This window comes from Listeria booriae (genome assembly GCF_000766865.1).
GTDB lineage: Bacteria > Bacillota > Bacilli > Lactobacillales > Listeriaceae > Listeria_A > Listeria_A booriae.
Window position 1 is genome coordinate 162,773 of the sequence record NZ_JNFA01000019.1, and the last position, 22,328, is coordinate 185,100.

A 22,328-nucleotide genomic window follows, 5' to 3' on the forward strand; every position below is an offset into this window, starting at 1 on the left:
TTTCGAGTCATTCGTTAAATGAATGCTGCCATTTTCTCAACACTAACAACTATATCAAAACTTTGGCTCTACGGCAATGAAACAAACCCGAATTTAGCGAATTTATTGTTAGTTTGCCGTTACTTTAATGATTTCTGCGACCAGTTTTGTTAAATGATGTAATTCGGTGACAGCGATTCGTTCGCTAGTCGTGTGCGGATTTTCATAGCCTGCTGCCAGTACGAGAAATGGAATGCCGCGATCGTTAAACACATTGGCATCCGTTCCGCCTTCAAGTTGGACAGTTTGTTGCGGGAGCTCGAGATTAGCCATCGCTTGTGTGGCGATTAAGCACGGTTTACTTGTTGATGCTAGGTGGAAGTGGTGGTAATTCATGTGCGTTACGTCTTGTACATCAGCTTTGTGCGCGACACCGATTTCGATGAATATTTGCTTGATTTGTTCGACGTATGGTAAACAGTGTTCCAATGGGAAATCTGCGGATAATTCGGATAAAATCGTGACTTTCTCGTTTCCGTTTTCTAGTACTTCTCCGCCAAAATGGTAGACTTGCCAATGCATCTCGGTCGGGAATTTATGCTTATGAATTTTCTTCAAGGCTTCTCGAGCAATTTGAATCGCGGATTTATCGTGCGACTCACCCACTTCTATCCAAAAGTCTAATTGTAAATGCGTACGGCTTGTGCGAATCATGCTACCGACTGGGCCTGGTGCGTCTAAGCAAAAACCGAAGTCTGCTTCTACGAGATCGAGGTCAAATAGTTTTGCGCCGGTTAAGCCTTCTTCTTCTTTTGTTGTAAAGATAAATTCGATTTGACCGTGGGGTTCGGGATTTTGAGTTAGTTGGTCAATGGCAACGAGCATGGCTGTGACTCCTGCTTTATCATCGGCGCCTAGCAGAGCCTGGTTCGTCGTTTCGATGTAGCCGTTGGTTAATGTGATTTCTGGTGCGGCTGGTGTTGTAGCGGTGTCTACATGGGCGGAGAATGCGATGATTGGTGCTTTTTCTGTGGTTTCATCTGTTGCTGGGAGTGTCGCGACTAGGCCGGATTGTTGTTTGCTTGGCTTAGATGAGATGTTTCTTTGTTTCAGGAAGGTTTGGATGTACGTGATGATTTCCTGTTCTTGACCTGATTCGGACGGGATTGCCACTAGTTCTAAAAAAAGGTCTTGTATGGTATCTTGTGTCATGGGATTCACCTCTGTCTTTTTTAATCTTTTTTTTGCTGATTTCACTTGAAAATCTTATGTAAAGCAAGTATGATGGAGATAACGAGATTTTATTTGGAAGGAGCCATCCAATTTTATGACTAACAAAAAAGTTGCCAGAGTTATCGTTATTTTGATGCTTGTTGCGATTGTAGCCTCTTCTGTTTTAACCGGGGTTTTGATGTTTTTATAGGTGATGATGTATGGAAAACCACATTGGATGATGTGGTTTTTTTGTGTTTTTGTAGTGTTATTAATTATAGGTTATTTTTAGAGGGATGTCTTGTTTGGTGTGTTGTGCGTGTTTATTAATTTATTTTGATTTAAGGGAGGTTTGGTGTTTCTTTGGTTTTTGAGGCTCTTTTTGTTTTTTAGTGCTTATTGGATTTGATAGTTAATCACGCCAGTTTAAGGATACAACGCTCCTCTTTGATACGCCTTGTATTGGGGCTGTTACGCATGGGATGCGTAACAGCCCCAATAAAAAAGAGTGATACCGTATTTTTATATACGTACCACTCAAGACATCTAGGGAGTTTAGGGGTATGGATCTAGATGTATTATTTTTATACCCGTTGCATTTTTTGTTAAACATCTGGGTATTTTGGTCACGCTTGTTATTTTTCTCCCTGTTTTTTAATAAATTGGTGTGTTTTCTTTTGTAATTGTTTCTACGTTTTCTTTGACTTTTTGCAGGAATCTGCCGGCAACAAGACCGTCTAGTATGCGGTGGTCGATAGAAAGACATAGGTTTACCATGTTGCGAATGGCGATCATATCGTCAATCACGACTGGGCGTTTCACGATGGATTCTACTTGCAGTATCGCTGCTTGTGGGTGGTTGATGATACCCATCGATTGAACGGAGCCGAATGAACCTGTGCTGTTTACTGTGAATGTTCCGCCGGACATGTCGTCTTGTGTTAGTTTGCCAGCGCGTGCTTTTGCGGCTAGTTCGTTGATTTCGCGTGCAATGCCTTTGATTGATTTCTCATCGGCATGCTTGATTACAGGTACGAACAAGTGGTCATCGGTTGCTACGGCGATAGAAATGTTGATATCGGCGCGTTCGATGATTTTGTCGCCTGCCCATGTGCTATTTAAAATTGGGAATTCTTTCAGCGCTTGTGCGACTGCTTTTACGAAAAAGGCAAAATAGGTTAACGCGTAGCCTTCTTCGGCTTTGAATTTATTTTTTAAGCCGTCACGGTAACGAACTAGGCCTGTTGCGTCTGCTTCGACCATCATCCATGCGTGTGGGATTTCGTGTTTACTTGTTACCATATGCTTCGCGATTGCTTTTCTGATGCCGTCAATTGGTGTTTCGCGGTCGCCTACTTGACTTGTCGGCATTGGTGCTGCTTTTTGTGGTGCGCTGCTTGCTGCTGGTTCTGCTGGTTTCGTTGGGGCTGCTGCAACTGGTGCGCCATTTTCAACGTAAGCAAGAACGTCTTTGCGTGTAATACGACCGTCACGGCCTGAACCGGTAACTTGACCTAAGTCAATGTTATGTTCGGCTGCTAATGTTAGCACTGCTGGTGAGAAACGACCGGCTGGCGCGTTTTGTTTTGCAGGCGCTTTTTTTGGTGTTTCGGGTGCGGAAGCTTCTGGTGTTGGCGCTTCTTCTTTAGCTGGCTCTGCTGGTTGTTCGTCTGCTCCTTCTGTTTCTAGAATACAGATGACAGCGCCGACTTCTAGTGTTTCGTCTTCTTCGGCGATGAGTTCTTTTACTGTTCCCGTGAATGAAGATGGGATTTCGGCTGTTACTTTATCGGTTAACACTTCTGCAAGTGCATCGTATTTATTGACGTGGTCACCTGGTGCGACTAACCATTGGCTGATGGTTCCTTCTGTTACGCTTTCACCAAGTTGTGGCATTGTAATTTTTTCAAGTGCCATTTTTTTCACTCCTTTAAAATTCCGCTAAGTCACGCATTGCTTTTTCTACTTTATCGGGGTTAATCATGAAATATTTCTCCATAGTTGGTGCAAATGGCATCGCTGGCGTGTCCGGTCCTGCTAAACGCTTGATTGGTGCGTCTAGGTCGAATAAACAGTTCTCTGCGATGATTGCGGCAACTTCGCCGATAATGCTACCTTCTTTGTTATCCTCCGTGACAAGCAGGACTTTTCCGGTCTTTTTGGCTGCGGCAATAATTGCTTCTTTGTCGAGCGGATAAATCGTTCTTAAATCTAAAATTTCTGCTTCCATGCCGTCACTTGCTAATTTCTCAGCAGCTTGTTGGGCAAAATGAACAGCTAAACCGTATGTGATAACCGTAATGTCATCGCCTTCGCGGACAACATTGGCTTTACCGATTGGAACCGTATAGTCCGTTTCGGGTACTTCGCCTTTAATGAGACGGTACGCGCGTTTATGTTCTAGGAAAAGAACGGGATCATTGTCGCGGATTGCGGCTTTTAGAAGACCTTTTGCGTCGTATGGGCTTGATGGCATCACGATTTTCAAACCAGGTTGGCCAGCGAATACTTTCTCGATTGACTGGGAATGGTAAAGGGCGCCGTGGACACCACCACCGTAAGGCGCACGAAAAACAATCGGACAGTCCCAATCATTGTTGGAACGGTAACGAATGCGTGATGCTTCTGAAATGATTTGGTTCACTGCAGGCATAATAAAATCGGCAAATTGCATTTCGGCAACTGGGCGCATACCGTACATCGCAGCGCCAATACCAACACCGGCAATCGCAGACTCAGCAAGTGGCGTATCAAGCACGCGGTCTTCGCCAAATTGGTCGTATAAACCAGCTGTTGCTTTAAAAACGCCTCCTTTTTTACCGACATCTTCTCCTAAAATAAATACGTTCTCATCGCGCTCCATCTCTTCACGAAGCGCGGCCGTAATGGCGTCAATATATGAAATGACAGGCATCTTTATTCCTCCTAAATTAAAGCTTTCTTAAAAGTCACGATTATTTTTCTTCGTAGACGTGTCGTAATGCTGATTCTGGATCGGCGTAACTAGCCGCTTCTGCGTAGTCTGTTGCTTCGTTTACTAGTGCCATGATTTCTTTTTCATAGGCTTCTTTTTTGGCGTCGTCTAGTAGGCCGAGTTCTTCTAGTTCTTTTGTGTAGATCGCTAGTGGATCGCGTTCTTTGGCTGTGTTTACTTCTTCTAATGTGCGGTAGCTTCTGTCGTCATCGTCTGAGGAGTGCGGTGTGAAGCGGTATGTCATTGTTTCAATCAGTGTTGGACCTTCACCGCGGCGAGCACGGTCTACGGCTTCTTTAAACGCGAGGTAGACTTCGGCCATGTTATTGCCGTCTACGCGAACGCCTGGAATGCCGTAACCTAATGCGCGATCTGATAGTTTTTTCGCGGCATATTGTTTTTCAACCGGTACGGAAATGGCGTATTGGTTGTTATGGATAACGAATACGACGGGTAATTTATGCACGCTGGCAAAGTTGATGCCTTCGTGGAAATCGCCTTGGTTGGATGAGCCTTCTCCTGTAGAAGCATAGGCTACGATTGGATCTTTTTTCATTTTTGCGGCTAAACCGATTCCTGCGGCGTGCGGGAATTGTGTCGTTACTGGTGAACTTTGTGTAACGATGCGGTTGGACTTTTGACCGAAATGGGCTGGCATTTGACGGCCGCCTGAGTTCGGGTCTTCTGCTTTGGCAAATGCGCTCAACATGATGTCGCGCGCGGTCATGCCAAACGAAAGAACAACTGCGAGGTCCCGGTAGTACGGCAAGCAATAGTCTTTCTCTAAATCAAAGGCATATGCTGCGCCGATTTGCGCGATTTCTTGTCCTTGTCCTGATATCGTGAACGGTATTTTTCCAGAGCGGTTAAGCAACCATAAACGCTCGTCAACGCGTCTTGTTAATACTAGTTTTTGATACATTTCTAATAAGGTTTCATCTGATAAACCTGTTTCTTTTAATCCCATTGCCAAATTTCCTCCTTATTTTTAACCGTGAATCGCGAGTCCATCGACTGCTAATGCTGCTTCACCGAATGCTTCTGCTAATGTCGGATGCGGGTGAATAGTGTTGCCGATTTCAAATGGTGTCGCATCTAGAACGTGTGCCAAAGCGGCTTCGGAAATCATGTCTGTTACATGCGGACCAATCATGAAAACGCCGAGTAAATCGTTGGTTTTCTTATCGGCTACAACTTTAATGAAACCGTCTGATTCACCGTATACTAATGCTTTACCAATACCACGGAAAAAGAATTTCCCTGTCTTCACGTCAAAACCTTCTGCTTTTGCTTGTTCTTCGGTGATACCAACGCTTGCGATTTCTGGGGATGTGTACGTACAACGTGGTACGTGATTGTAGTTGATTGCTGGTTGTGGGTTTCCACTAATATGTTCTGCTGCGATAATGCCTTCTTCCATCGCGACATGCGCCAGTTGTAAGCCACCGATACAATCGCCAACAGCGTACATATGGCTTTCTTTTGTTTGGAAGTTATCGGTTACTTGGATAACGCCTTTGTCGACAATGATGTCTGTATTTTCTAGACCAATATTTTCAACGTTTGCGCTTCTACCGACGGATACGAGCATTTTTGAAGCAGTGAATGTTTGTTCTTCGCCTTTTACAAGAGCTTTTATTTCAACGCCGTCCGCTGTTTTTTTGTAGGTGTCTGCTTGTACTTCAGCGCTTGTAACGATTTTGATTTTTTTCTTTTTGTAAAGGCGGTTTAGTTCTTTGGAGATGTCTTTGTCTTCGGTTGGTAGGATGCGATCGCTGTATTCGACGACGGTCACTTGTACGCCGAAATCATGCAACATGGATGCCCATTCCATACCAATAACACCGCCACCGACGATGATGATGGATTCTGGTAAAGTTTCTAATTGTAATGCGCCATCAGAAGAAAGAACGAACTCTTCGTCAAAAGCTAAACCGTTCAAGGCTCTTGGTTTGGAGCCAGTCGCGATGATAAGATTTTTTGGGATTAGCATTTCATTTTCTGCGCCGTCGTTAAATTCTACGGAGATTGTTCCTGCTGTTGGTGAGAAAATGGATGGACCAAGAATCGTTCCGCGGCCTTCGTATAAATCGATTTTACCTTTTTTGAATAGCTGTTGGATGCCGCTTTCTAATTGGTCAACGATGCCTTGCTTGCGTTCTTGAGCTTTCATAAAACTAAAAGTCGGTTCAGGAGCTTCGATGCCAAACTCAGCTGCTTTACGAACGGTTTGTAAAACTTCTGCAGAGCGAAGTAGCGCTTTACTTGGAATACAACCGCGGTGCAAACATGTTCCGCCGACTCTATCTTTTTCAACAACGGCTACTGTTAGCCCCTTTTGTGCGGCGCGAATGGCTGCGACATACCCGCCTGTTCCGCCACCTAATACTACAACGTCATACTCTTTTGCCATTTCTATTCCTCCCCATTATAAGTTTGTGCCATTTCTTGTTTTTGTAAAATTCGTTGGGCACCGTCGTTCAAAGCGGCCATTTCGTCTTCGCCTGGCTCGGTCATAATTGGTGCTATCCAATGAATGTACTGCGTGATTTCTTGAATAAATGCGTCACTTCGGGCTAATCCACCAGTCAGGACAATCGCGTCAATCTGACCTTTTAACACGGCGGCATTTGCTCCGATTTCTTTTGCGACTTGGTAGGCCATTGCTTCAAAAAGTGCTTTTGCTTCGGGGTCCCCGTCTTTTATTTGGCGTTCGATGTCGCGCAGGTCATTGGTACCTTTGTAAGAAACGAGACCGCCGCGCCCTACTAGTTCTGTATGTAATTGCTCTTTTGTTACGCCTTCGGAAAAAGCCCATGCTAGGAAACTCGCCATCGGTAAGGAACCGGAACGCTCAGGACTCATTGGGCCGTCACCATCAAGGGCATTGTTCACATCAATCACACGACCACGGTCATGCGCGCCAACAGAAATACCGCCGCCAAGATGGGCAACAATTAAATGCAGTTCTTCGTAGGCTCTCCCTAGTTTAGCCGCAACGTTTCGGGCCACCGCTTTCTGATTCAAGGCATGGAAAATGCTTTGGCGCTCGATATGGGCATTTCCAGAATACCTAGCGATTGGCGCTAGTTCATCGACGACAACCGGGTCAACGATATAAGCTGGAATAGCGTAGTCATCCGCGATTTTTCGAGCTAGTAAGCCGCCTAGATTAGACGCATGTTGCCCTGAAATACCAACTTCTAAATCGCGTTGCATCGCGTCATTGACTTCATAAGTGCCGCCTGCCATTGGACGAAGTAAACCACCGCGTCCAACAACAGCCGCTAAATGGGTGGTATCCGTACTTGCTAATGCTTCTTTTATGAGGTTATATCGAAATGAAAACTGCGCCATTATGGTTTCAAAAGCTGCGATTTCTTCTCGTGAATGTGAGATTTCTTGCTTTAAAAGAACGGTTTTCCCTTCGAATAAAGCGATTTTCGTAGATGTTGATCCTGGATTGATTGCCAAAACTTGAAATGCCACGTATTTCTCCTCCATGTGAATCAGATTTGCTGTTACAATTCCTATCAGGTTGCTATCTCCAGCCTATTGTATCATGAGAGTATCACAAACTTAAAAAGCTTTGCACCCCAAGGCTTGAAATCGTTTTATTCAAAGTTTTGTATCATTTTCCGACCATTCCAACAGTTAGTATTAGTGAGGCAAGTTTGTTATCGACCGAATCGCTTCTAGATGCGATGATAACAGGGACTTTCACGCCCGCAATGAACCCACCAACTCGTGCACCTGCAAAAAATACAAGCGACTTATACAAAATATTTCCAGCTTCAATCGATGGCATGATGAGTATATCAGCGTCTCCAGCCACATTGTTATCGATGTTTTTATGTTGCGCGGCAGCTTTAGAAATCGCATTATCAAATGCTAGCGGCCCTTCTACTTCCGCCTCATCACTCGCAAATGCTTTGAAGTACGCAGCAACTTGTGCGGCTTGAACAGAAGAATGCATTTTTGGGCTTTCTTTTTCGACGGCGCTTAAAACAGCAACTTTTGGTTTGGTGATGCCAAGTTTTTGCGCAGATGCGATTGCGTTTTGTGTAATTTGGATTTGTGCATCTTCGTCGGGTGCTATATTCATGGCAACATCAGACACGATTAACGGCTTGTGATACGCTGGAATTTCGAAGACCGCAACATGTGACAGCAGTTCTTTATCACGTAATTGATATTCTTTTTTTAAGATTGTTTTGAGGATAAGCGCTGTTGGCAAATTACCTTTCATCAAGATATCGGCTTGCTTTTTGGTCACAGCTTCTGTCGCTTTTTCCGCTGCTTCTTGATCGGTTTTCGTAGCGATGACTTGTACATGTGGTGACTTAATCGTGATTAGTTCGGCACGTCCAAACAACAAGAAGTCGGCAAAATCATGTGCTAATGCTTGTTTTACTACTTCTAAAATGACAGCATCATCCGCGCCAGCAATAGCAATTCGCGCTCGTTTCGCTGTTTTTTCTAATTGGAAAATCGATTTTTGGGTCATAAATAGGCCTCCTTATTTTCCGCATTTTCGCAGAAAAAAACCTACATCTCAAAAATTAGCACTTGTTTTTATGACCTGGTAATAAAAACTTACCTCATCATTGTAAGCAAATTTCGATAGAGATGCAAGCTATTTCATTCATTTTTAGTTAGGTTTGTTTCTCTGATTTAATTTTGGTTGCTTGGGTTAGCATCTCGGTTGCATGTTGTTTCGTCACGTCTGTAACTTCAATTCCGGCAATCATTCGGCTAATTTCCTCGACTTTTTCATCGCCAGATAAGGCGGTAACAGATGTCATTGTGCGGTTGGCAGTCGTTGTTTTGGAAATGTAGAAATGATGATCGGCCATTGCGGCAACTTGTGGTAAATGGGAAATACATAGCACTTGTGAGCCGACAGCAACTGCGTAGATTTTCTCCGCGATAGCTTGAGCCACACGTCCACTTACGCCCGTGTCCACTTCATCGAAAATAATCGACGTAATACCCTGATGACGCGAAAAGATGGTTTTTAAGGCTAACATCATCCGCGACAATTCACCACCAGATGCGATGCGAGACAACGGTTTTAACGGTTCACCTGGGTTGGTACTCATGTAAAATGCGACTTTATCAATACCGTTTTCTGTGAATTCACTTGCTGGTGTCGCAAAGTTTACTTGGAAAATCGCTTTTTCCATATACAGCTGATTTAGTTCGTTTTTGATTTGTTTTTCGAGCTGTTTTGCGGCTTTTTGACGGATGGTTGTGAGTTTTTCAGCTAGTTTTTGCAAGTCTTGTTTGGCGCTCTCTAGTTCTTTTTCTAGTTGACCAAGATGGGTTTCGCGATCGGATAGTTCTAGAATTTCTTGGTCGATTTCTTCGTTGTAGTGAATGATGGCTTCGACTGTTTTGCCATATTTGCGTTTTAGCTGATTCAATTCATTAAGTCGGGATTCGATCGTGTCTAATTCGTCTGGTTGAAACTCCAATTTGTCGAGTTCTTGGCGAATTTGCATGGCACTTTCTTCTAATAAATAAAAACTAGAGGCCACAGATTCGCTCAATGTTTTAAATTCTGGCAAAATATCGCTCGCCGCACCGACATAACGCATAGCCTCAGAAACAAACTCCAAGCCACGTTCTTCGCCTTGTAGTGCAGTATAGGCATTTTGCAAATTCTCATTGATTTTCTCAAAATTGGCTAACACGTGTTTCTGCTCCATCAAGGCTTCTTCTTCGCCTAAACGTAAATCAGCATTCGTAATTTCATCTTGTTGAAAACGCAACATGTCTAGACGCTGTGCTAACTCTTGTTCGTTTTTTGTCCAGTTATGCCATTTCGCTTTCATTTCTTTGTACTCAGCGTATTTAGCTTCGTACTGCGACAATGTCGGCGCAATTTCTTTCCACGCAAAACGATCGAGCAACTGCAAATGGAACTCATCGTTCATCAGTTCTTGATGCTCATGCTGGCTATGAATGTCGATTAAACGAGAACCGATTTCGCGAAGTACGCCCGTTGTTGCCAGCTTGCCGTTGATACGACATGTATTTTTGCCACTTTGGAAAAGCGTTCGTTCCAGCACAACCATGTGATCACTTGCATCGATACCATTACTTTCTAGTGCTTCCAAACAGCCTTTATTCTGCGGATTAATCGTAAATAACCCTTGGATTTCTAACTTTTCTTCGCCGTGTCTAATAAAATCAACAGAACCTCGGCCACCGACAAGAAGACCGAGCGCATCAATAATAATCGATTTCCCAGCGCCGGTCTCCCCCGTTAATACCGTCATACCTTCTTGAAAAGATAGATTTAAAGATTCGATGATAGCAAAATTTCTAATCGTTAATTCTTGTAACAAATCTATTCACCTCAAAACTTAGAGCATCTCAATAAAGCGCTCTGATAATACTTTCGCGTCTTCTTCGCTGCGACAAATGATTAAACACGTGTCGTCTCCACATAAAGATCCAACTTTCTCATCCCAATTCAAGTTATCGATGAGTGCACCTATCGCATTGGCGTTTCCTGGCATTACTTTCAAAAGAACCATGAATTGCACCGTTTCCACACTGATGAAGGCGTCTACGAGAGAGCGCTTTAACTTCTGATGTGGGTTGAAACGATTATCTGCTGGTAAGCTGTATTTATAGGTACCTGTTTGCGTTGGGACTTTGACTAAATGCAGTTCTTTAATATCACGTGAAATCGTGGCTTGAGTGACTTTGACATCTCTTTTTAGCAATAATTCAACAAGATCTTCTTGCGTTTCAATCTCATTTGATGTGACTAGTTCTCTAATAATAATATGGCGATGACCTTTATTCATTATTTCTCACCTCACGAACTTTTTTCTCTCTTACATCTTAGCCCAAAACGAGCATAAAGTCACGGATTTAACTTGAAAAAGTTTCACGGAAAGGCTTATGCATGTGAAAATGACGTATTAAGGCTTAGAAAAATGGGAAAGTAGCTGAAAATACAAAAATACCGAGCCATCTAAATCAGACGACTCGGTATGCATAATTATTCTAATTTCGTATGAGCTTCCTTCACAAGTTCTGCCAATCGGGCTTCTGTGAGGTGATTTTCGCTCTTATTATCCCATTTCAAATGGGCGATAAATTCGATGTTGCCTTCCCCACCTGTAATCGGCGAGAAATCAATCGCTAGCACAGAATAACCTTCTGCCAAAGCAAATGTCGTAATTTTTTCGATGACTTCTAAATGGACTTTGGCATCGCGAATAATGCCTTTTTTGCCAACTTGTTCTTTTCCAGCTTCGAATTGCGGTTTAATTAAGGTCATCACTTCTCCATCATGCACCAACACCGTTTTTAAAACCGGTAGAATCAGCTTTAAAGAAATAAACGATACATCAATTGTCGCAAAATCTGCCAAGCCTTGGTCAAAATCAGCTGGTGTGACATAGCGGAAATTCGTGCGTTCCATGACAGTCACACGAGGATCACTGCGCAACTTCCATGCTAGTTGATTATAACCGACATCAAGCGCATACGAATGTTTCGCGCCATTTTGTAATGCGCAATCCGTGAATCCGCCAGTTGACGAACCGATATCAAGCAATAATTTGTCTTTTACATCCAAATCGAATACTTGTAGTGCTTTTTCCAGTTTGAGGCCACCACGACTTACGTAAGGCATGACTTTTCCTTTCACTTGGAATTCGGATTCGACTGGAAACTTCTCACCAGGTTTATCCACGCGTTCTTCTTTCAAATAAACTAAGCCAGCCATGACAGCGCGCTTTGCTTTTTCGCGTGTTTCGAATAAACCTTGTTCTACTAATAATACGTCTACACGTTCTTTTTTTATCGCCATTTTTACGCCCTTATCTGTTTTTCTGGTAATATTTTTTGGATAGTATTTAGAATGCCTAGTGCTGAAATGCCGTGTTCCGCCAAAATCATGTCGACAGAACCGTGGCTAATGAACTCATCTGGAAGACCGATTCGGCGAATAACCGCTTGATCGTAACCATTCTCTTCGGCAAATTCGAGCACCGCTGTACCAAATCCACCGGCTAGCAATGATTCTTCCACTGTGATAATCGGAACGTTGCGTTTCATCAAATCGTGCAACATTGCTTCGTCTAGCGGTTTGATAAAGCGAGCGTTGATGACTCCTGCTTGAATACCTTGTCGTTTCAGTTCCATCGCAGCTTCTAGAGCCATCGGAATCGTCGTCCCAAATGTCAGAATCGCCACATCAGCTGGCGTACTCAGTGCTTCCCAAGAACCAATTGGTATAGCTTTCATCTCATCATCAATCGTGACACCAAGACCGTTGCCGCGCGGATAACGAATCACAATTGGTCCACCATCGTAATCATGTCCTGTTTTCACTAAATGACGTGCTTCATTCTCATCTTTTGGCATCATAATTGTCATATTCGGGATCCCACGCAAAAAGCCAATATCAAAAATTCCTTGATGCGTCTCGCCATCTGCACCAACAAGCCCAGCGCGATCAATCCCAATAAACACATTCAATTCTTGTCTACAAATATCATGAACGACTTGATCATACGCCCGTTGTAAAAAGGTCGAATAAATCGCCAAAAACGGTTTCATATCAAGCGCTGCAAGCCCAGCCGCCATCGTAGTCGCATGCTGTTCCGCAATACCGACATCAAAAAAGCGATCTGGAAACGCCGCTGCGAATTTCTCTAATTTAGAACCTACTGGCATCGCCGGCGTAATCGCCACAACGCGTTCGTCATTTTGCGCTAACTCTAAAACGGCATCGCTAATGACTGCGCTCCATGCTGGAGGCCCGCCAACTGGTTTAATGAAGTCGCCAGTTTCGATTTTGTATGGTCCTGTGCCGTGCCAAGTACCGGTACGATCAGACTCGGCGGGTTGATAGCCCTTACCTTTTGTCGTGACAACATGCATTAATACCGGGCCTTTCACTTTTTTGGCAAATTCCATATTCGTAATTAAATCGTGGTAATCGTGTCCATTCACTGGGCCAAGATATGTGTAACCCATTTCTTCAAAGAAGGTGCCTTGTACGAGTAAATACTTGATGCTATCTTTAATTCGTTCCGCCGCGCCGGCAATTTTGTCACCGGCTGTTGGAATACGTTTCATGGCTGTTTCAATGTCTTTTTTAGCGCGTTTAAATTTGCCTGATGTGCGTAATTTACCAAGAACATTATGCATTGCGCCAACGTTCGGAGCAATCGACATATTGTTATCATTTAGCACGACAATCACATTTTTCTTCATATCGCCAATGTGGTTCAGCGCTTCTAGTGCCATACCGCCTGTTAACGCGCCATCGCCAATAATCGGCAATACATGGTACTTCTCGCGACGAATATCTCTCGCAATCGCCATCCCTGCTGCTGCTGATAACGAAGTAGAACTGTGGCCTGTCTCCCAAACATCGTGTTCTGATTCCTTCCGTTTTGGAAAACCGTCTAAGCCATCATGTTGTCGTAATGTATCAAATCTATTTGCTCTACCAGTTAAAATCTTGTGCACATAAGACTGATGCCCAACATCCCACAAAAATTTATCCTCCGGGCTATTAAAACAATGGTGAAGTGCTACCGTTAGCTCAACAACACCAAGGTTTGGTCCAATGTGTCCACCTGTTTTGGACGTCGATTGAATTAGGAATTCGCGAATATCCGCACTGAGCGCTTCCATTTGCGCCACGTTCAAATCTTTAACGAACGCAGGATCCTTAATTTCCAATAAATCCAAACAAAACAACTCACTTTCTAGGATTTCTCCATCAATATCGTGTGTAGTAGCTCACTTAAGCGCTACTGTAATGTATTCATTGTTTCCATTATAAACTAGATGCGGGGAATTTACTATATAAAACTGTTCGTGCGTGTTTCCACAAGAAGAAACCCCAACCTTCAAAAGAAAGTCAGGATTTCCAACTTATTAAAATTCGCGAACAGCAATGAGTTCCGTCAAACCTAGCAAATACGTCGCATCAATATCTAGGCTCGCCAAGGCTTGCTCCGCTTTTTCTGTATGTTCCGCGAGCGCTTTTTTAGCACCTTCTAATGAGAGCAAAGCCGGGTACGTACTCTTTTGCAAATCAATATCCGAGCCGGTCTTCTTGCCCATTTTTTCTGAGTCACCGATAACATCCAGAATATCATCACAAATCTGAAAAGCGATTCCGATATGATGGGAAAATTCCCGCAAAATGTCTTGTTCTTGCTTAGAAGCACCAGCAATCATTGCCCCACTAAGTACCGAAGCAGTTAACAATGCACCCGTTTTCCGACGATGAATCGATTCTAGTTCTTCCAATGTCAGCTTCTGATTCTCACCTAAAATATCGGCTTGCTGCCCGCCAACCATGCCATCCGCGCCAGCACTTTTTGCGAAAAGTTGAATCAGTTCGACTTTCACCGTCGCGTCTAATTGGTCATCCATCACAATCAGCTCGAAAGCCTTCGTCAGCAACGCATCTCCTGCCAAAATCGCCGTCGCATCCCCGTACACCTTATGATTTGTCAGTTTTCCACGTCGGTAATCGTCATTATCCATCGCCGGCAAATCATCATGAATCAGGCTATATGTATGAATCATTTCCATCGCAGCCGCAGTCTGATAACCAAGCTCAGGCTTACTTCCAAACGCAACCAATGTCGCTAAAACAAGTAATGGCCGAATTCGCTTGCCTCCAGCTTCTAACGAATAAATCATCGACTGCTCGAGTTTCTGCTCTGAATCCGTGGCTACAATCGCTTGCGCCATACAACGTTCAATTTCCTGCTTATAATGTTCCATAAACTGTTCAAATGTCATCATTATTTACCTTCTTCTGCCTGAAATGGCACTTCTTCATCAGATTCCGTCACAACTTTAGCGAGCTTATCTTCAGCAGCCGCCAATTTCTCTTGACATAGTTTCGTCAGTTCAATACCGCGCTGATACATTTCTAGCGAATCTTCAAGCGACACATTGCCTTCTTCCAATGCTTGCACAATGCCCTCTAGCTCTTTCATAGCTTCTTCATAGCTTACTTTTTTTGTTGCCATCTTTATTTATCCTCCTTTTCTGTGATTTTTGCGTGTAGTTTGCCTTCTGCCATCGTTATTTGTACGGTATCCCCAACGGCTACTTTCGCGCTTGACGTGAGAATATCATCCTCTTTATAAACAACGCTATATCCGCGGTTTAACAAGGCGAGCGGACTTAAATGTTCTAATGCCTCGACCTTTTGTAAAAAATCGCGACGCAAGGTGGTAAGTTGTAGTTCCATTTGTCGATGGAGTTGTCTCGTCACGCTCGTTAAATGTTCTTGCTGCTGCACAATTTCACGGTCTAATCCAAGATGCGTCAATCTAAAAGCCACTCGCTCAAACGCATGTTGCTTCAAAACAAGATGTTGCTTGAGCCCACGTTCTAAACGCTCGATAAAATAATCCGTTCGTTCCTGGTATTGCTCCATTTGGCGCTTTGGACCGTGCATGATGAGGCGTTCCTGCTGTTGTAAAACGTGCTGTTTCGACACATCAATCCGTTGCCGCGTTGCCTGAATCAAGCGAAAACGTCTCTCTGCCACGCGCTCTAATAAATCACGATAATCCGGAACAGCTAATTCGGCTGCAGCTGTAGGTGTTGCCGCTCTAATATCCGCCGCATAATCGGTCAATGTTGTATCTGTTTCATGCCCAACTGCAGAAATGACCGGAATATCCGAATCCGCGACTGCCCGTACGACCATTTCTTCGTTAAACGCCCACAAATCCTCAATCGAACCACCGCCACGACCAACAATCAACACATCAATATCATTTCGAAAATTTGCGCGTTCAATGTTTCGAACTATATTTGGTGCCGCCGTATCCCCTTGCACAATCGTTGGGAAAAGCAGAATCTCTGTAGCTGGCATCCGTCTTTTAATCGTCGTAATCATATCGCGAATCGCAGCCCCAGTTTTAGATGTCACAATCCCCACTTTTGCAGGAAAAGAAGGAAGCGCTCGTTTGCGATTTTGCGCAAAAAGCCCCTCCTTATCTAATTGATTCTTTAATTGCTCAAGCTTGATATACAGGCTTCCGATGCCATCTGGCTCCATCCACTCCGCATAAAGCTGATAACGCCCACCTTTACTAAAAACACTCACACGGCCAGTCAATAGGACCTGCATCCCATCTTCTGGCTTAAATGCAAGCTTTGTTGCGGACTTCTGGAACATGACACAACGCAATTCTGCGCCCTCATCTTTTAATGTGAAGTACATATGGCCACTGACTGGCTGCTTGAAATTCGAAATTTCGCCTTTCACGTAAATATTTTTTAAATACGGATCAACTTCGAATTTCTTTTCAATATATTTCGTTAGTGCCTCGACACTGAGGTATTTATCTTGTTCCATCGTCACACAACCTTGTCTTTATTTCGTTTGTAGTTGTTTATCCCAAATACGTTTCGCCGCTTTTAGTGTGTTAGCAAGCAACATCGTAATCGTCATTGGGCCAACGCCACCAGGAACCGGCGTGATATAACCCGCTGTATCTTTGACGTCATCAAAATCAACGTCACCACATAGTTTATTATTTTCATCGCGATCCATACCAACATCAATAACAACCGCACCAGGCTTAATCGCGTCTTTCTTAATGAATTTCGCAAGACCCGTCGCCACCACTAAAATATCGGCTTCACGAGCTACTGCTGGCAAGTCTTTCGTACGACTATGCGCGATTGTCACGGTTGCATTTTCTTGTAAAAGTAACTGTGCAACTGGTTTACCAACGATATTACTACGGCCAATAACGACTGCGCGTTTGCCTTCTATCGCTGTTCCCGTAGATTTAATCAATTCAATGATTCCAGCAGGCGTACACGGCACAAAAGCCTCTTTACCAACGTATAAATTACCGACATTGATTGGGTGGAAACCGTCCACGTCTTTTTCTGGAATAATTGTGTCAATGACCTTATCTTCTGAAATATGTTTTGGAAGTGGTAATTGTACTAAAATACCATGAATCGTAACGTCATTGTTTAAATCTTCTACCGTCTCTAATAATTTCGCTTCTGAGATGTCTTCTGGAAGTTCGATTAGAACAGACTTCATTCCTGCTTCTTCTGTGCGCTTTTGCTTATTTCTGACATATGTACGACTCGCCTGATTGTCGCCAACAAGTACAACCGCAAGACCTGGTTGCAGATTTTGTTTTGCGAGTTCGGCTACCTCATGTGTTACGTCTTCCTGAATTTTCTTCGCCAGCTGTTTACCATCAATAATTTGTCCCATCAAAAAAGCCCCCTTGAATTTTATATGAAACCCGCTCAAAGCAATAGGCTCTAAGCGGATAACATGACATTTGAAGTGAAACTGTTCTTGCATCACACAAGAATTTGGAAATTAAAAATGACACTGCGTAAAAAAATGCTACGTAATTATTCGTCTTTGGCAATGTTCGCGAGTACACCGTTGATGAACTTGCTAGACTTCTCGTCGCTAAAAATTTTCGCGATTTCTAATGATTCATTTAAACTAACTCGGTCTGGAATATCTTCACAATAAACCATTTCAAAAACGCTGACACGTAATATGGCAAGGTCTACTTTATTTAGTCGATCCATGCTCCAGTTATCTAAATTCGCTTCGATTTGCGCGTCAATTTCTACTTTATTCGCAACGACACCTTCTACTAGTTTCTGCAAGTAGGCATCGCTTTCTTCCTCCATTACATTGGCTATCGCTTGGTCCAAATGCATCTCGTTTAGTTCCATTTGAAACAATATTTGGAGAGCTTTTTCACGGGCTTCTCGTCTTTTCATTAAGAGCTCTACTCCTTACTTACTGCAATGAGGAATTCCCCATTCGTTATTATATTTCTAATTCGTCAAATGATAGGGTTTCTTGACGCTCGAATTGTACACCAACGATATGGATGTTCACTTCGATGACTTCAAGTCCAGTCATATTTAGAATTGTTTCGCGAATGCTATCTTGAATGTTTTGTGCTAGCAATGGGATCGTTGCGCCAAATTGAATGTAACAAAAAACATCGATAATAATACCGTCTTCTGTTAAATCGATTTTGACACCTTTACTATGATTCACTGCGCCACCAAGACGTTCGCGCATTTCGTTTGTAAAACTGCCTTGCATTCCCGCAACGTTTTCTACTTCTGCTGCGGCAAGTCCGGCAATAACACCAATGACTTCTGGTGCGATTTCAATTTTCCCTAGTGTTTCCTCGTTCTTACTTTTCGTTTGTGCCATGATCATCTCTCCTTACGATTGATTCATTACATCATACTTTTCAAGGAATTTCGTGTTAAAGTCTCCTGATTTGAAAACTTCGTGATCCAATACGCGTAAATGGAAAGGAATCGTTGTTGGAATCCCTTCAATGGCAAATTCGCCAAGTGCGCGTTTCATTTTTGTAACAGCTTCCTCACGCGTCTCACCATAACAAATCACTTTTGCGACCATAGAATCATAGTATGGTGGGATTTTGTAGTTCGGATACGCTGCAGAATCAATGCGTACGCCATTGCCGCCTGGTGGTAAGTAAAACTTGATTTCTCCAGGTGCTGGCATGAAGTTCTTCTCTGGGTTCTCCGCATTAATACGGCACTCAATCGCCCAACCAGTTAGTTTCACGTCGTCTTGTTTAATTGTTAATGGTTCGCCAGATGCAACGAGGATTTGTTGTTTCACAATATCGATACCTGTGATCCATTCTGTCACGGGATGTTCCACTTGTACACGTGTATTCATCTCCATGAAGTAAAACGATTTCTCGTGTGGTTCGTAAATGAATTCGATCGTTCCAGCGCCAGAATATTTCACAGCTTTTGCAGCTTTGACGGCAGCTTTCCCCATTTTTTGACGCATTTTTTCGTCAAGTGCTGGAGATGGTGCTTCTTCAATTAGTTTCTGCAAACGGCGTTGGATCGAGCAATCACGTTCACCTAGATGAATCGCATTGCCATAATTATCGGCTAAAATTTGGATTTCGACATGGCGGAAATCTTGAATGAACTTCTCGATATAAACGCCTGGATCGCCAAATGCTGTTTCTGCTTCTTGTTGCGTGATTTGCAAGCCTGAAATTAGCTTTTCTTCGTCCTCGGCGACACGGATACCTTTACCGCCACCACCAGCTGTTGCTTTAATGATGACTGGATAGCCGATTTTCTTGGCTAATTTCTTCGCTTCTTCTACGTCTTTGATGATACCTGTAGAACCTGGAACAACTGGTACGCCTGCTTTTTTCATTGTTTCACGAGCGACGTCTTTTGTCCCCATTTGCGAAATCGCGTTCGCACTTGGTCCGATAAAAATAATATTGCAATCTTGGCATAGCTCTGCAAAATCAGCATTCTCCGCCAAGAAACCGTAACCTGGATGAATCGCGTCACAGTTCGTTAAAATTGCGACACTAATAATATTCGACATGTTTAAGTAACTTTCTTTGGATGAAGCTGGACCTACGCAGTATGCTTCGTCTGCGAGTTGGATATGTAAACTCTCGGCATCTGCTTCAGAATAAATCGCAACGGTTTCTATGTTCATCTCTTTCGCTGCACGAATGATACGAACGGCAATTTCTCCCCGATTCGCAATCAGTATTTTTTTTATCATGTTAATTACCCCTTATTTCTTTCTAACTTTAAATAACGGTTGGCCAAATTCGACTAATTCTCCATTAGAAGCAAGCACTTCGACGATTTCCCCGTTCACTTCTGCTTCTACTTCGTTCAATAATTTCATTGCTTCGATGATACATACTGTTGTTTTATCGTTTACAGATGCTCCTGCTGACACAAAATCTGGGCTTTCTGGGTTCGGCGCACTGTAGAACGTACCGACCATTGGCGATGTAATCACATGTAAATCTTCTGCTACTGGTGCTGGCGTTTCTACTTGTGTGTCTGCTGCTGGTTGTTGTGGCGCTGGAAGAATGGCTTGTACTGCAGGCGCTGTTGGAACGTGTGCTACTGCGTGTTCGCCACCTTTTTTCATTTTGATTTTCCCTTGCTCTGTTTCATATTCGAATTCAGTCAATGAAGACTCATCCACTAATTTCACAAGTTGCTTAATTTCGCTAATTGAAAACATTATTATAAACACTCCTTAAAATTCATCTATACAAATTATATATAAGTTCAAATGCATTCGCCACGCATCTTAATTATTGTATCATACTTTTAAAAGAAACTCGCCGTTTAAGCCCCTTTTTTTGCAAAAAAAATAGCCGTGTCAATTCCTGTTGTTACGCCTGGAATTGACAGACTATTTCTATTTATTGGGCACGTGACACGTAAGAAGATTCTGTTGTGTTAATTACCAATGTATCGTCCACGTTGACGAAGAAAGGCACATTTACAACTAGGCCAGTTTCAAGTGTTGCTGGTTTAGAACCACCAGAAGATGTATCACCTTTAATTCCTGGGTCTGTTGCCACGACTTTCAATTCTACCGTGTTCGGAAGATCGACACCAATTGTTTCTCCTTGATACATAACAATTTGTACTTCCATATTTTCACGCAAAAATTTCAATTCATACTCGATTTGTTTTTCTGGAAGTTCGATTTGCTCATAAGATTCTGTATCCATGAACACGTGTTGGTCTCCGCTTGCATATAAATATTGCATTTTGCGGTTATCGATTTGTGCTTTGGCTACTTTTTCGCCGCCGCGGAATGTTTTTTCTTGAATCGCGCCAGTACGTAGGTTACGTAGTTTTGAACGAACGAATGCCGCGCCTTTTCCTGGTTTTACATGTTGGAAATCTAGCACGCGCCAGATGCCGTTATCAACTTCAATCGTTAAGCCTGTTTTAAAATCGTTTACTGAAATCATCTTTGTTCCTCCTACTTTTAAGTTGGTTTCATCCTTACTTATTTAACCACAAAACGCGTCATTATACAATTCTATAATATAATTAGTTCTTTGGAAGAATGTGTCAAGACTTCATTTCCTGCTTCTGTGATTAAAATATCATCTTCAATCCGCACGCCGCCAATGCCTGGCAAGTAAATACCTGGCTCGTCTGTTACTACATTTCCTGGTACTAACACGTTAGGGCTTTTCACCGAAAGATTTGGCCCCTCGTGGATTTCTAAACCGATACCGTGACCAAGTGAGTGACCGAATGCCTCACCGTAGCCTTTTGAAGCGATATGATTACGAGCAATAGCATCCGCTTCAATGCCTGTTAATCCTGGTCTTAGCGCATCAATCACTTTCAATTGGGCTTCAAGCGTAATCGCATAAATTTCTTTTAGCTTCTCACTCGGTTCACCAATCGCAATCGTACGCGTCATGTCGGAGCAGTAGCCGTTATAGTAGCAACCATAATCCATCGTTACAAAATCGCCCACTTCGATGATTTTGTCGGAAGCAACACCGTGTGGCAATGCTGAACGAACGCCAGAAGCCACAATCGTGTCAAACGAAGAACCAGAAGCACCGTTTCTACGCATGAAAAATTCTAATTCATTCGATACTTCAAGCTCTGTTAAACCAGGTTTAATGAACGTTAAAATATGCGTAAATGCTGCATCTGCAATCTCACACGCCGTTTTAATCGCTGAAAGTTCGTCTGCTGTCTTTACTTTGCGCATATCTTCTAAGATGTCGCTAAACGGTTCCAATGTCGCAGAAAAAGAACTTTGCATTAATTTATGCTCCGCAACAGTCACATAAGCTTCTTCGAAAAAGACTGTTTTCAGTTTTTGTTCCGCGATAATCTCTTCTACCGTATCCAAAATCGGACCTTTATTTTGGCGTATTTCATAGCCTACTGCTTGTTTTGCCGCTTGTTCTGTATAACGGAAATCCGTAATGAAGAACGCTTTGTTTGGCGTAATTAAAGCCATACCAGTCGTTCCTGTGAAATCTGCCACGTAGCGACGGTTGTAATCGCTCGTCACAAGAATAGCATCCATTTTTTTATCCGTTAGTATTGCTTGAATTTTAGCTAGTTTTGTCATTTTTATTCCTCCTAAAAAGTCATTATGTATCCTGATTTACACTCGAATACTGCTATTCTATCACAAATGCGACAAAATAACTTTTTTTATGCGTTAAAAACTATACGAACGGGCGAAATTAGCGTAGAATAACAGGTGTATATTAAATAAGGCTGGTGAACCATTTTGAGTGAACAGACAAAAGGAATATATGGAGGACAGGCA

At 43.0% G+C, this 22,328-nt stretch carries 22 protein-coding genes; 1 reads left to right on the forward strand and 21 read right to left on the reverse strand.

Going from position 1 to position 22,328, the window contains the following annotated elements; all coding sequences use genetic code 11:
- Positions 1 to 108: 108 nt before the first annotated feature.
- The gene (locus EP57_RS06725) at positions 109 to 1,191 is read right to left on the reverse strand and encodes a M20/M25/M40 family metallo-hydrolase (protein ID WP_036085386.1); all 1,083 of its coding nucleotides are present in this window, start codon (positions 1,189 to 1,191) and stop codon (positions 109 to 111) included.
- A 115-nt stretch (positions 1,192 to 1,306) separates the two neighbouring features.
- On the opposite strand from EP57_RS06725, the gene prli42 reads away from it, so the two are divergent.
- Positions 1,307 to 1,402, forward strand: a complete 96-nt coding sequence (gene prli42 / locus EP57_RS16825) for a stressosome-associated protein Prli42 (protein ID WP_114982877.1) — start codon at positions 1,307 to 1,309, stop codon at positions 1,400 to 1,402.
- Between the two features lie 443 nt (positions 1,403 to 1,845).
- Here the strand turns inward: prli42 and EP57_RS06730 are convergent, their stop codons facing one another.
- The 20 genes from EP57_RS06730 to EP57_RS06825 all read right to left on the reverse strand — a co-directional run bounded on the left by EP57_RS06730 (position 1,846) and on the right by EP57_RS06825 (position 22,124).
- Entirely contained in the window at positions 1,846 to 3,108 is a 1,263-nt protein-coding gene (locus EP57_RS06730) for a dihydrolipoamide acetyltransferase family protein (RefSeq protein ID WP_036085387.1), read from the reverse strand.
- A 13-nt stretch (positions 3,109 to 3,121) separates the two neighbouring features.
- Positions 3,122 to 4,105: an alpha-ketoacid dehydrogenase subunit beta gene (locus EP57_RS06735; RefSeq protein WP_036085388.1), complete on the reverse strand. Its 984-nt coding sequence runs from the start codon at positions 4,103 to 4,105 to the stop codon at positions 3,122 to 3,124.
- Between the two features lie 40 nt (positions 4,106 to 4,145).
- Positions 4,146 to 5,132 (reverse strand): thiamine pyrophosphate-dependent dehydrogenase E1 component subunit alpha, encoded by a 987-nt coding sequence (locus EP57_RS06740; protein ID WP_036085390.1) that lies wholly within the window; start codon positions 5,130 to 5,132, stop codon positions 4,146 to 4,148.
- A gap of 21 nt (positions 5,133 to 5,153) precedes the next feature.
- The gene (gene lpdA, locus EP57_RS06745) at positions 5,154 to 6,578 is read right to left on the reverse strand and encodes a dihydrolipoyl dehydrogenase (protein WP_036085392.1); all 1,425 of its coding nucleotides are present in this window, start codon (positions 6,576 to 6,578) and stop codon (positions 5,154 to 5,156) included.
- A 2-nt stretch (positions 6,579 to 6,580) separates the two neighbouring features.
- Entirely contained in the window at positions 6,581 to 7,654 is a 1,074-nt protein-coding gene (gene buk, locus EP57_RS06750; RefSeq protein WP_173405081.1) for a butyrate kinase, read from the reverse strand.
- Positions 7,655 to 7,796: 142 nt separating this feature from the next.
- The gene (locus tag EP57_RS06755; RefSeq protein ID WP_036085395.1) at positions 7,797 to 8,672 is read right to left on the reverse strand and encodes a phosphate acyltransferase; all 876 of its coding nucleotides are present in this window, start codon (positions 8,670 to 8,672) and stop codon (positions 7,797 to 7,799) included.
- A gap of 148 nt (positions 8,673 to 8,820) precedes the next feature.
- Positions 8,821 to 10,518 (reverse strand): DNA repair protein RecN, encoded by a 1,698-nt coding sequence (recN, locus tag EP57_RS06760; RefSeq protein WP_036085397.1) that lies wholly within the window; start codon positions 10,516 to 10,518, stop codon positions 8,821 to 8,823.
- Between the two features lie 18 nt (positions 10,519 to 10,536).
- Positions 10,537 to 10,986, reverse strand: coding sequence for a transcriptional regulator AhrC/ArgR (ahrC, locus tag EP57_RS06765; RefSeq protein WP_036085398.1), 450 nt, complete (start codon positions 10,984 to 10,986; stop codon positions 10,537 to 10,539).
- Positions 10,987 to 11,183: 197 nt separating this feature from the next.
- A complete protein-coding gene (locus EP57_RS06770) occupies positions 11,184 to 11,999 on the reverse strand; it encodes a TlyA family RNA methyltransferase (RefSeq protein WP_036085399.1) in 816 nt (271 codons plus the stop codon).
- Between the two features lie 2 nt (positions 12,000 to 12,001).
- The gene (dxs, locus tag EP57_RS06775; protein WP_036085400.1) at positions 12,002 to 13,894 is read right to left on the reverse strand and encodes a 1-deoxy-D-xylulose-5-phosphate synthase; all 1,893 of its coding nucleotides are present in this window, start codon (positions 13,892 to 13,894) and stop codon (positions 12,002 to 12,004) included.
- A gap of 189 nt (positions 13,895 to 14,083) precedes the next feature.
- Positions 14,084 to 14,965 carry a polyprenyl synthetase family protein gene (locus EP57_RS06780; protein ID WP_036085401.1) on the reverse strand — a complete coding sequence of 294 codons (882 nt, stop codon included), beginning with the start codon at positions 14,963 to 14,965 and terminating at the stop codon, positions 14,084 to 14,086.
- On the reverse strand, positions 14,965 to 15,195 hold the full coding sequence (gene xseB, locus EP57_RS06785; protein WP_036085402.1) for an exodeoxyribonuclease VII small subunit: 231 nt from the start codon (positions 15,193 to 15,195) through the stop codon (positions 14,965 to 14,967). Before xseB ends, EP57_RS06780 begins: the two co-directional genes overlap by 1 nt.
- A 2-nt stretch (positions 15,196 to 15,197) precedes the next feature.
- Complete coding sequence (gene xseA / locus EP57_RS06790) at positions 15,198 to 16,538, reverse strand: exodeoxyribonuclease VII large subunit (protein ID WP_036085403.1); 1,341 nt, start codon at positions 16,536 to 16,538, stop codon at positions 15,198 to 15,200.
- Positions 16,539 to 16,556: 18 nt separating this feature from the next.
- Positions 16,557 to 17,423 (reverse strand): bifunctional methylenetetrahydrofolate dehydrogenase/methenyltetrahydrofolate cyclohydrolase FolD, encoded by an 867-nt coding sequence (gene folD / locus EP57_RS06795; protein ID WP_036085404.1) that lies wholly within the window; start codon positions 17,421 to 17,423, stop codon positions 16,557 to 16,559.
- Between the two features lie 146 nt (positions 17,424 to 17,569).
- Positions 17,570 to 17,953: a transcription antitermination factor NusB gene (gene nusB, locus EP57_RS06800; RefSeq protein ID WP_036085405.1), complete on the reverse strand. Its 384-nt coding sequence runs from the start codon at positions 17,951 to 17,953 to the stop codon at positions 17,570 to 17,572.
- 49 nt (positions 17,954 to 18,002) lie between these two features.
- Entirely contained in the window at positions 18,003 to 18,401 is a 399-nt protein-coding gene (locus EP57_RS06805) for an Asp23/Gls24 family envelope stress response protein (RefSeq protein WP_036085407.1), read from the reverse strand.
- Positions 18,402 to 18,413: 12 nt separating this feature from the next.
- A complete protein-coding gene (gene accC, locus EP57_RS06810) occupies positions 18,414 to 19,769 on the reverse strand; it encodes an acetyl-CoA carboxylase biotin carboxylase subunit (protein WP_036085408.1) in 1,356 nt (451 codons plus the stop codon).
- Between the two features lie 12 nt (positions 19,770 to 19,781).
- Positions 19,782 to 20,246 (reverse strand): acetyl-CoA carboxylase biotin carboxyl carrier protein, encoded by a 465-nt coding sequence (gene accB, locus EP57_RS06815; protein ID WP_036085410.1) that lies wholly within the window; start codon positions 20,244 to 20,246, stop codon positions 19,782 to 19,784.
- Positions 20,247 to 20,430: 184 nt separating this feature from the next.
- The gene (efp, locus tag EP57_RS06820) at positions 20,431 to 20,991 is read right to left on the reverse strand and encodes an elongation factor P (protein ID WP_036085411.1); all 561 of its coding nucleotides are present in this window, start codon (positions 20,989 to 20,991) and stop codon (positions 20,431 to 20,433) included.
- Between the two features lie 71 nt (positions 20,992 to 21,062).
- Positions 21,063 to 22,124, reverse strand: a complete 1,062-nt coding sequence (locus tag EP57_RS06825; RefSeq protein WP_036085412.1) for a M24 family metallopeptidase — start codon at positions 22,122 to 22,124, stop codon at positions 21,063 to 21,065.
- Between the last annotated feature and the right edge of the window lie 204 nt (positions 22,125 to 22,328).

Excerpts from the sequence above, each read along its gene's own strand:
- ahrC (WP_036085398.1), bottom strand. The coding sequence starts at position 10,986 with ATGAATAAAGGTCATCGCCATATTATTATTAGAGAACTAGTCACATCA.
- EP57_RS06755 (WP_036085395.1), bottom strand. The coding sequence starts at position 8,672 with ATGACCCAAAAATCGATTTTCCAATTAGAAAAAACAGCGAAACGAGCG.
- EP57_RS06735 (WP_036085388.1), bottom strand. The coding sequence starts at position 4,105 with ATGCCTGTCATTTCATATATTGACGCCATTACGGCCGCGCTTCGTGAA.
- xseB (WP_036085402.1), bottom strand. The coding sequence starts at position 15,195 with ATGGCAACAAAAAAAGTAAGCTATGAAGAAGCTATGAAAGAGCTAGAG.
- xseA (WP_036085403.1), bottom strand. The coding sequence starts at position 16,538 with ATGGAACAAGATAAATACCTCAGTGTCGAGGCACTAACGAAATATATT.
- EP57_RS06825 (WP_036085412.1), bottom strand. The coding sequence starts at position 22,124 with ATGACAAAACTAGCTAAAATTCAAGCAATACTAACGGATAAAAAAATG.
- EP57_RS06725 (WP_036085386.1), bottom strand. The coding sequence starts at position 1,191 with ATGACACAAGATACCATACAAGACCTTTTTTTAGAACTAGTGGCAATC.
- EP57_RS06805 (WP_036085407.1), bottom strand. The coding sequence starts at position 18,401 with ATGGCACAAACGAAAAGTAAGAACGAGGAAACACTAGGGAAAATTGAA.
- accB (WP_036085410.1), bottom strand. The coding sequence starts at position 20,246 with ATGTTTTCAATTAGCGAAATTAAGCAACTTGTGAAATTAGTGGATGAG.
- lpdA (WP_036085392.1), bottom strand. The coding sequence starts at position 6,578 with ATGGCAAAAGAGTATGACGTTGTAGTATTAGGTGGCGGAACAGGCGGG.
- EP57_RS06730 (WP_036085387.1), bottom strand. The coding sequence starts at position 3,108 with ATGGCACTTGAAAAAATTACAATGCCACAACTTGGTGAAAGCGTAACA.
- folD (WP_036085404.1), bottom strand. The coding sequence starts at position 17,423 with ATGGGACAAATTATTGATGGTAAACAGCTGGCGAAGAAAATTCAGGAA.
- EP57_RS06780 (WP_036085401.1), bottom strand. The coding sequence starts at position 14,965 with ATGATGACATTTGAACAGTTTATGGAACATTATAAGCAGGAAATTGAA.
- nusB (WP_036085405.1), bottom strand. The coding sequence starts at position 17,953 with ATGAAAAGACGAGAAGCCCGTGAAAAAGCTCTCCAAATATTGTTTCAA.
- accC (WP_036085408.1), bottom strand. The coding sequence starts at position 19,769 with ATGATAAAAAAAATACTGATTGCGAATCGGGGAGAAATTGCCGTTCGT.
- prli42 (WP_114982877.1), top strand. The coding sequence starts at position 1,307 with ATGACTAACAAAAAAGTTGCCAGAGTTATCGTTATTTTGATGCTTGTT.
- EP57_RS06770 (WP_036085399.1), bottom strand. The coding sequence starts at position 11,999 with ATGGCGATAAAAAAAGAACGTGTAGACGTATTATTAGTAGAACAAGGT.
- efp (WP_036085411.1), bottom strand. The coding sequence starts at position 20,991 with ATGATTTCAGTAAACGATTTTAAAACAGGCTTAACGATTGAAGTTGAT.
- EP57_RS06740 (WP_036085390.1), bottom strand. The coding sequence starts at position 5,132 with ATGGGATTAAAAGAAACAGGTTTATCAGATGAAACCTTATTAGAAATG.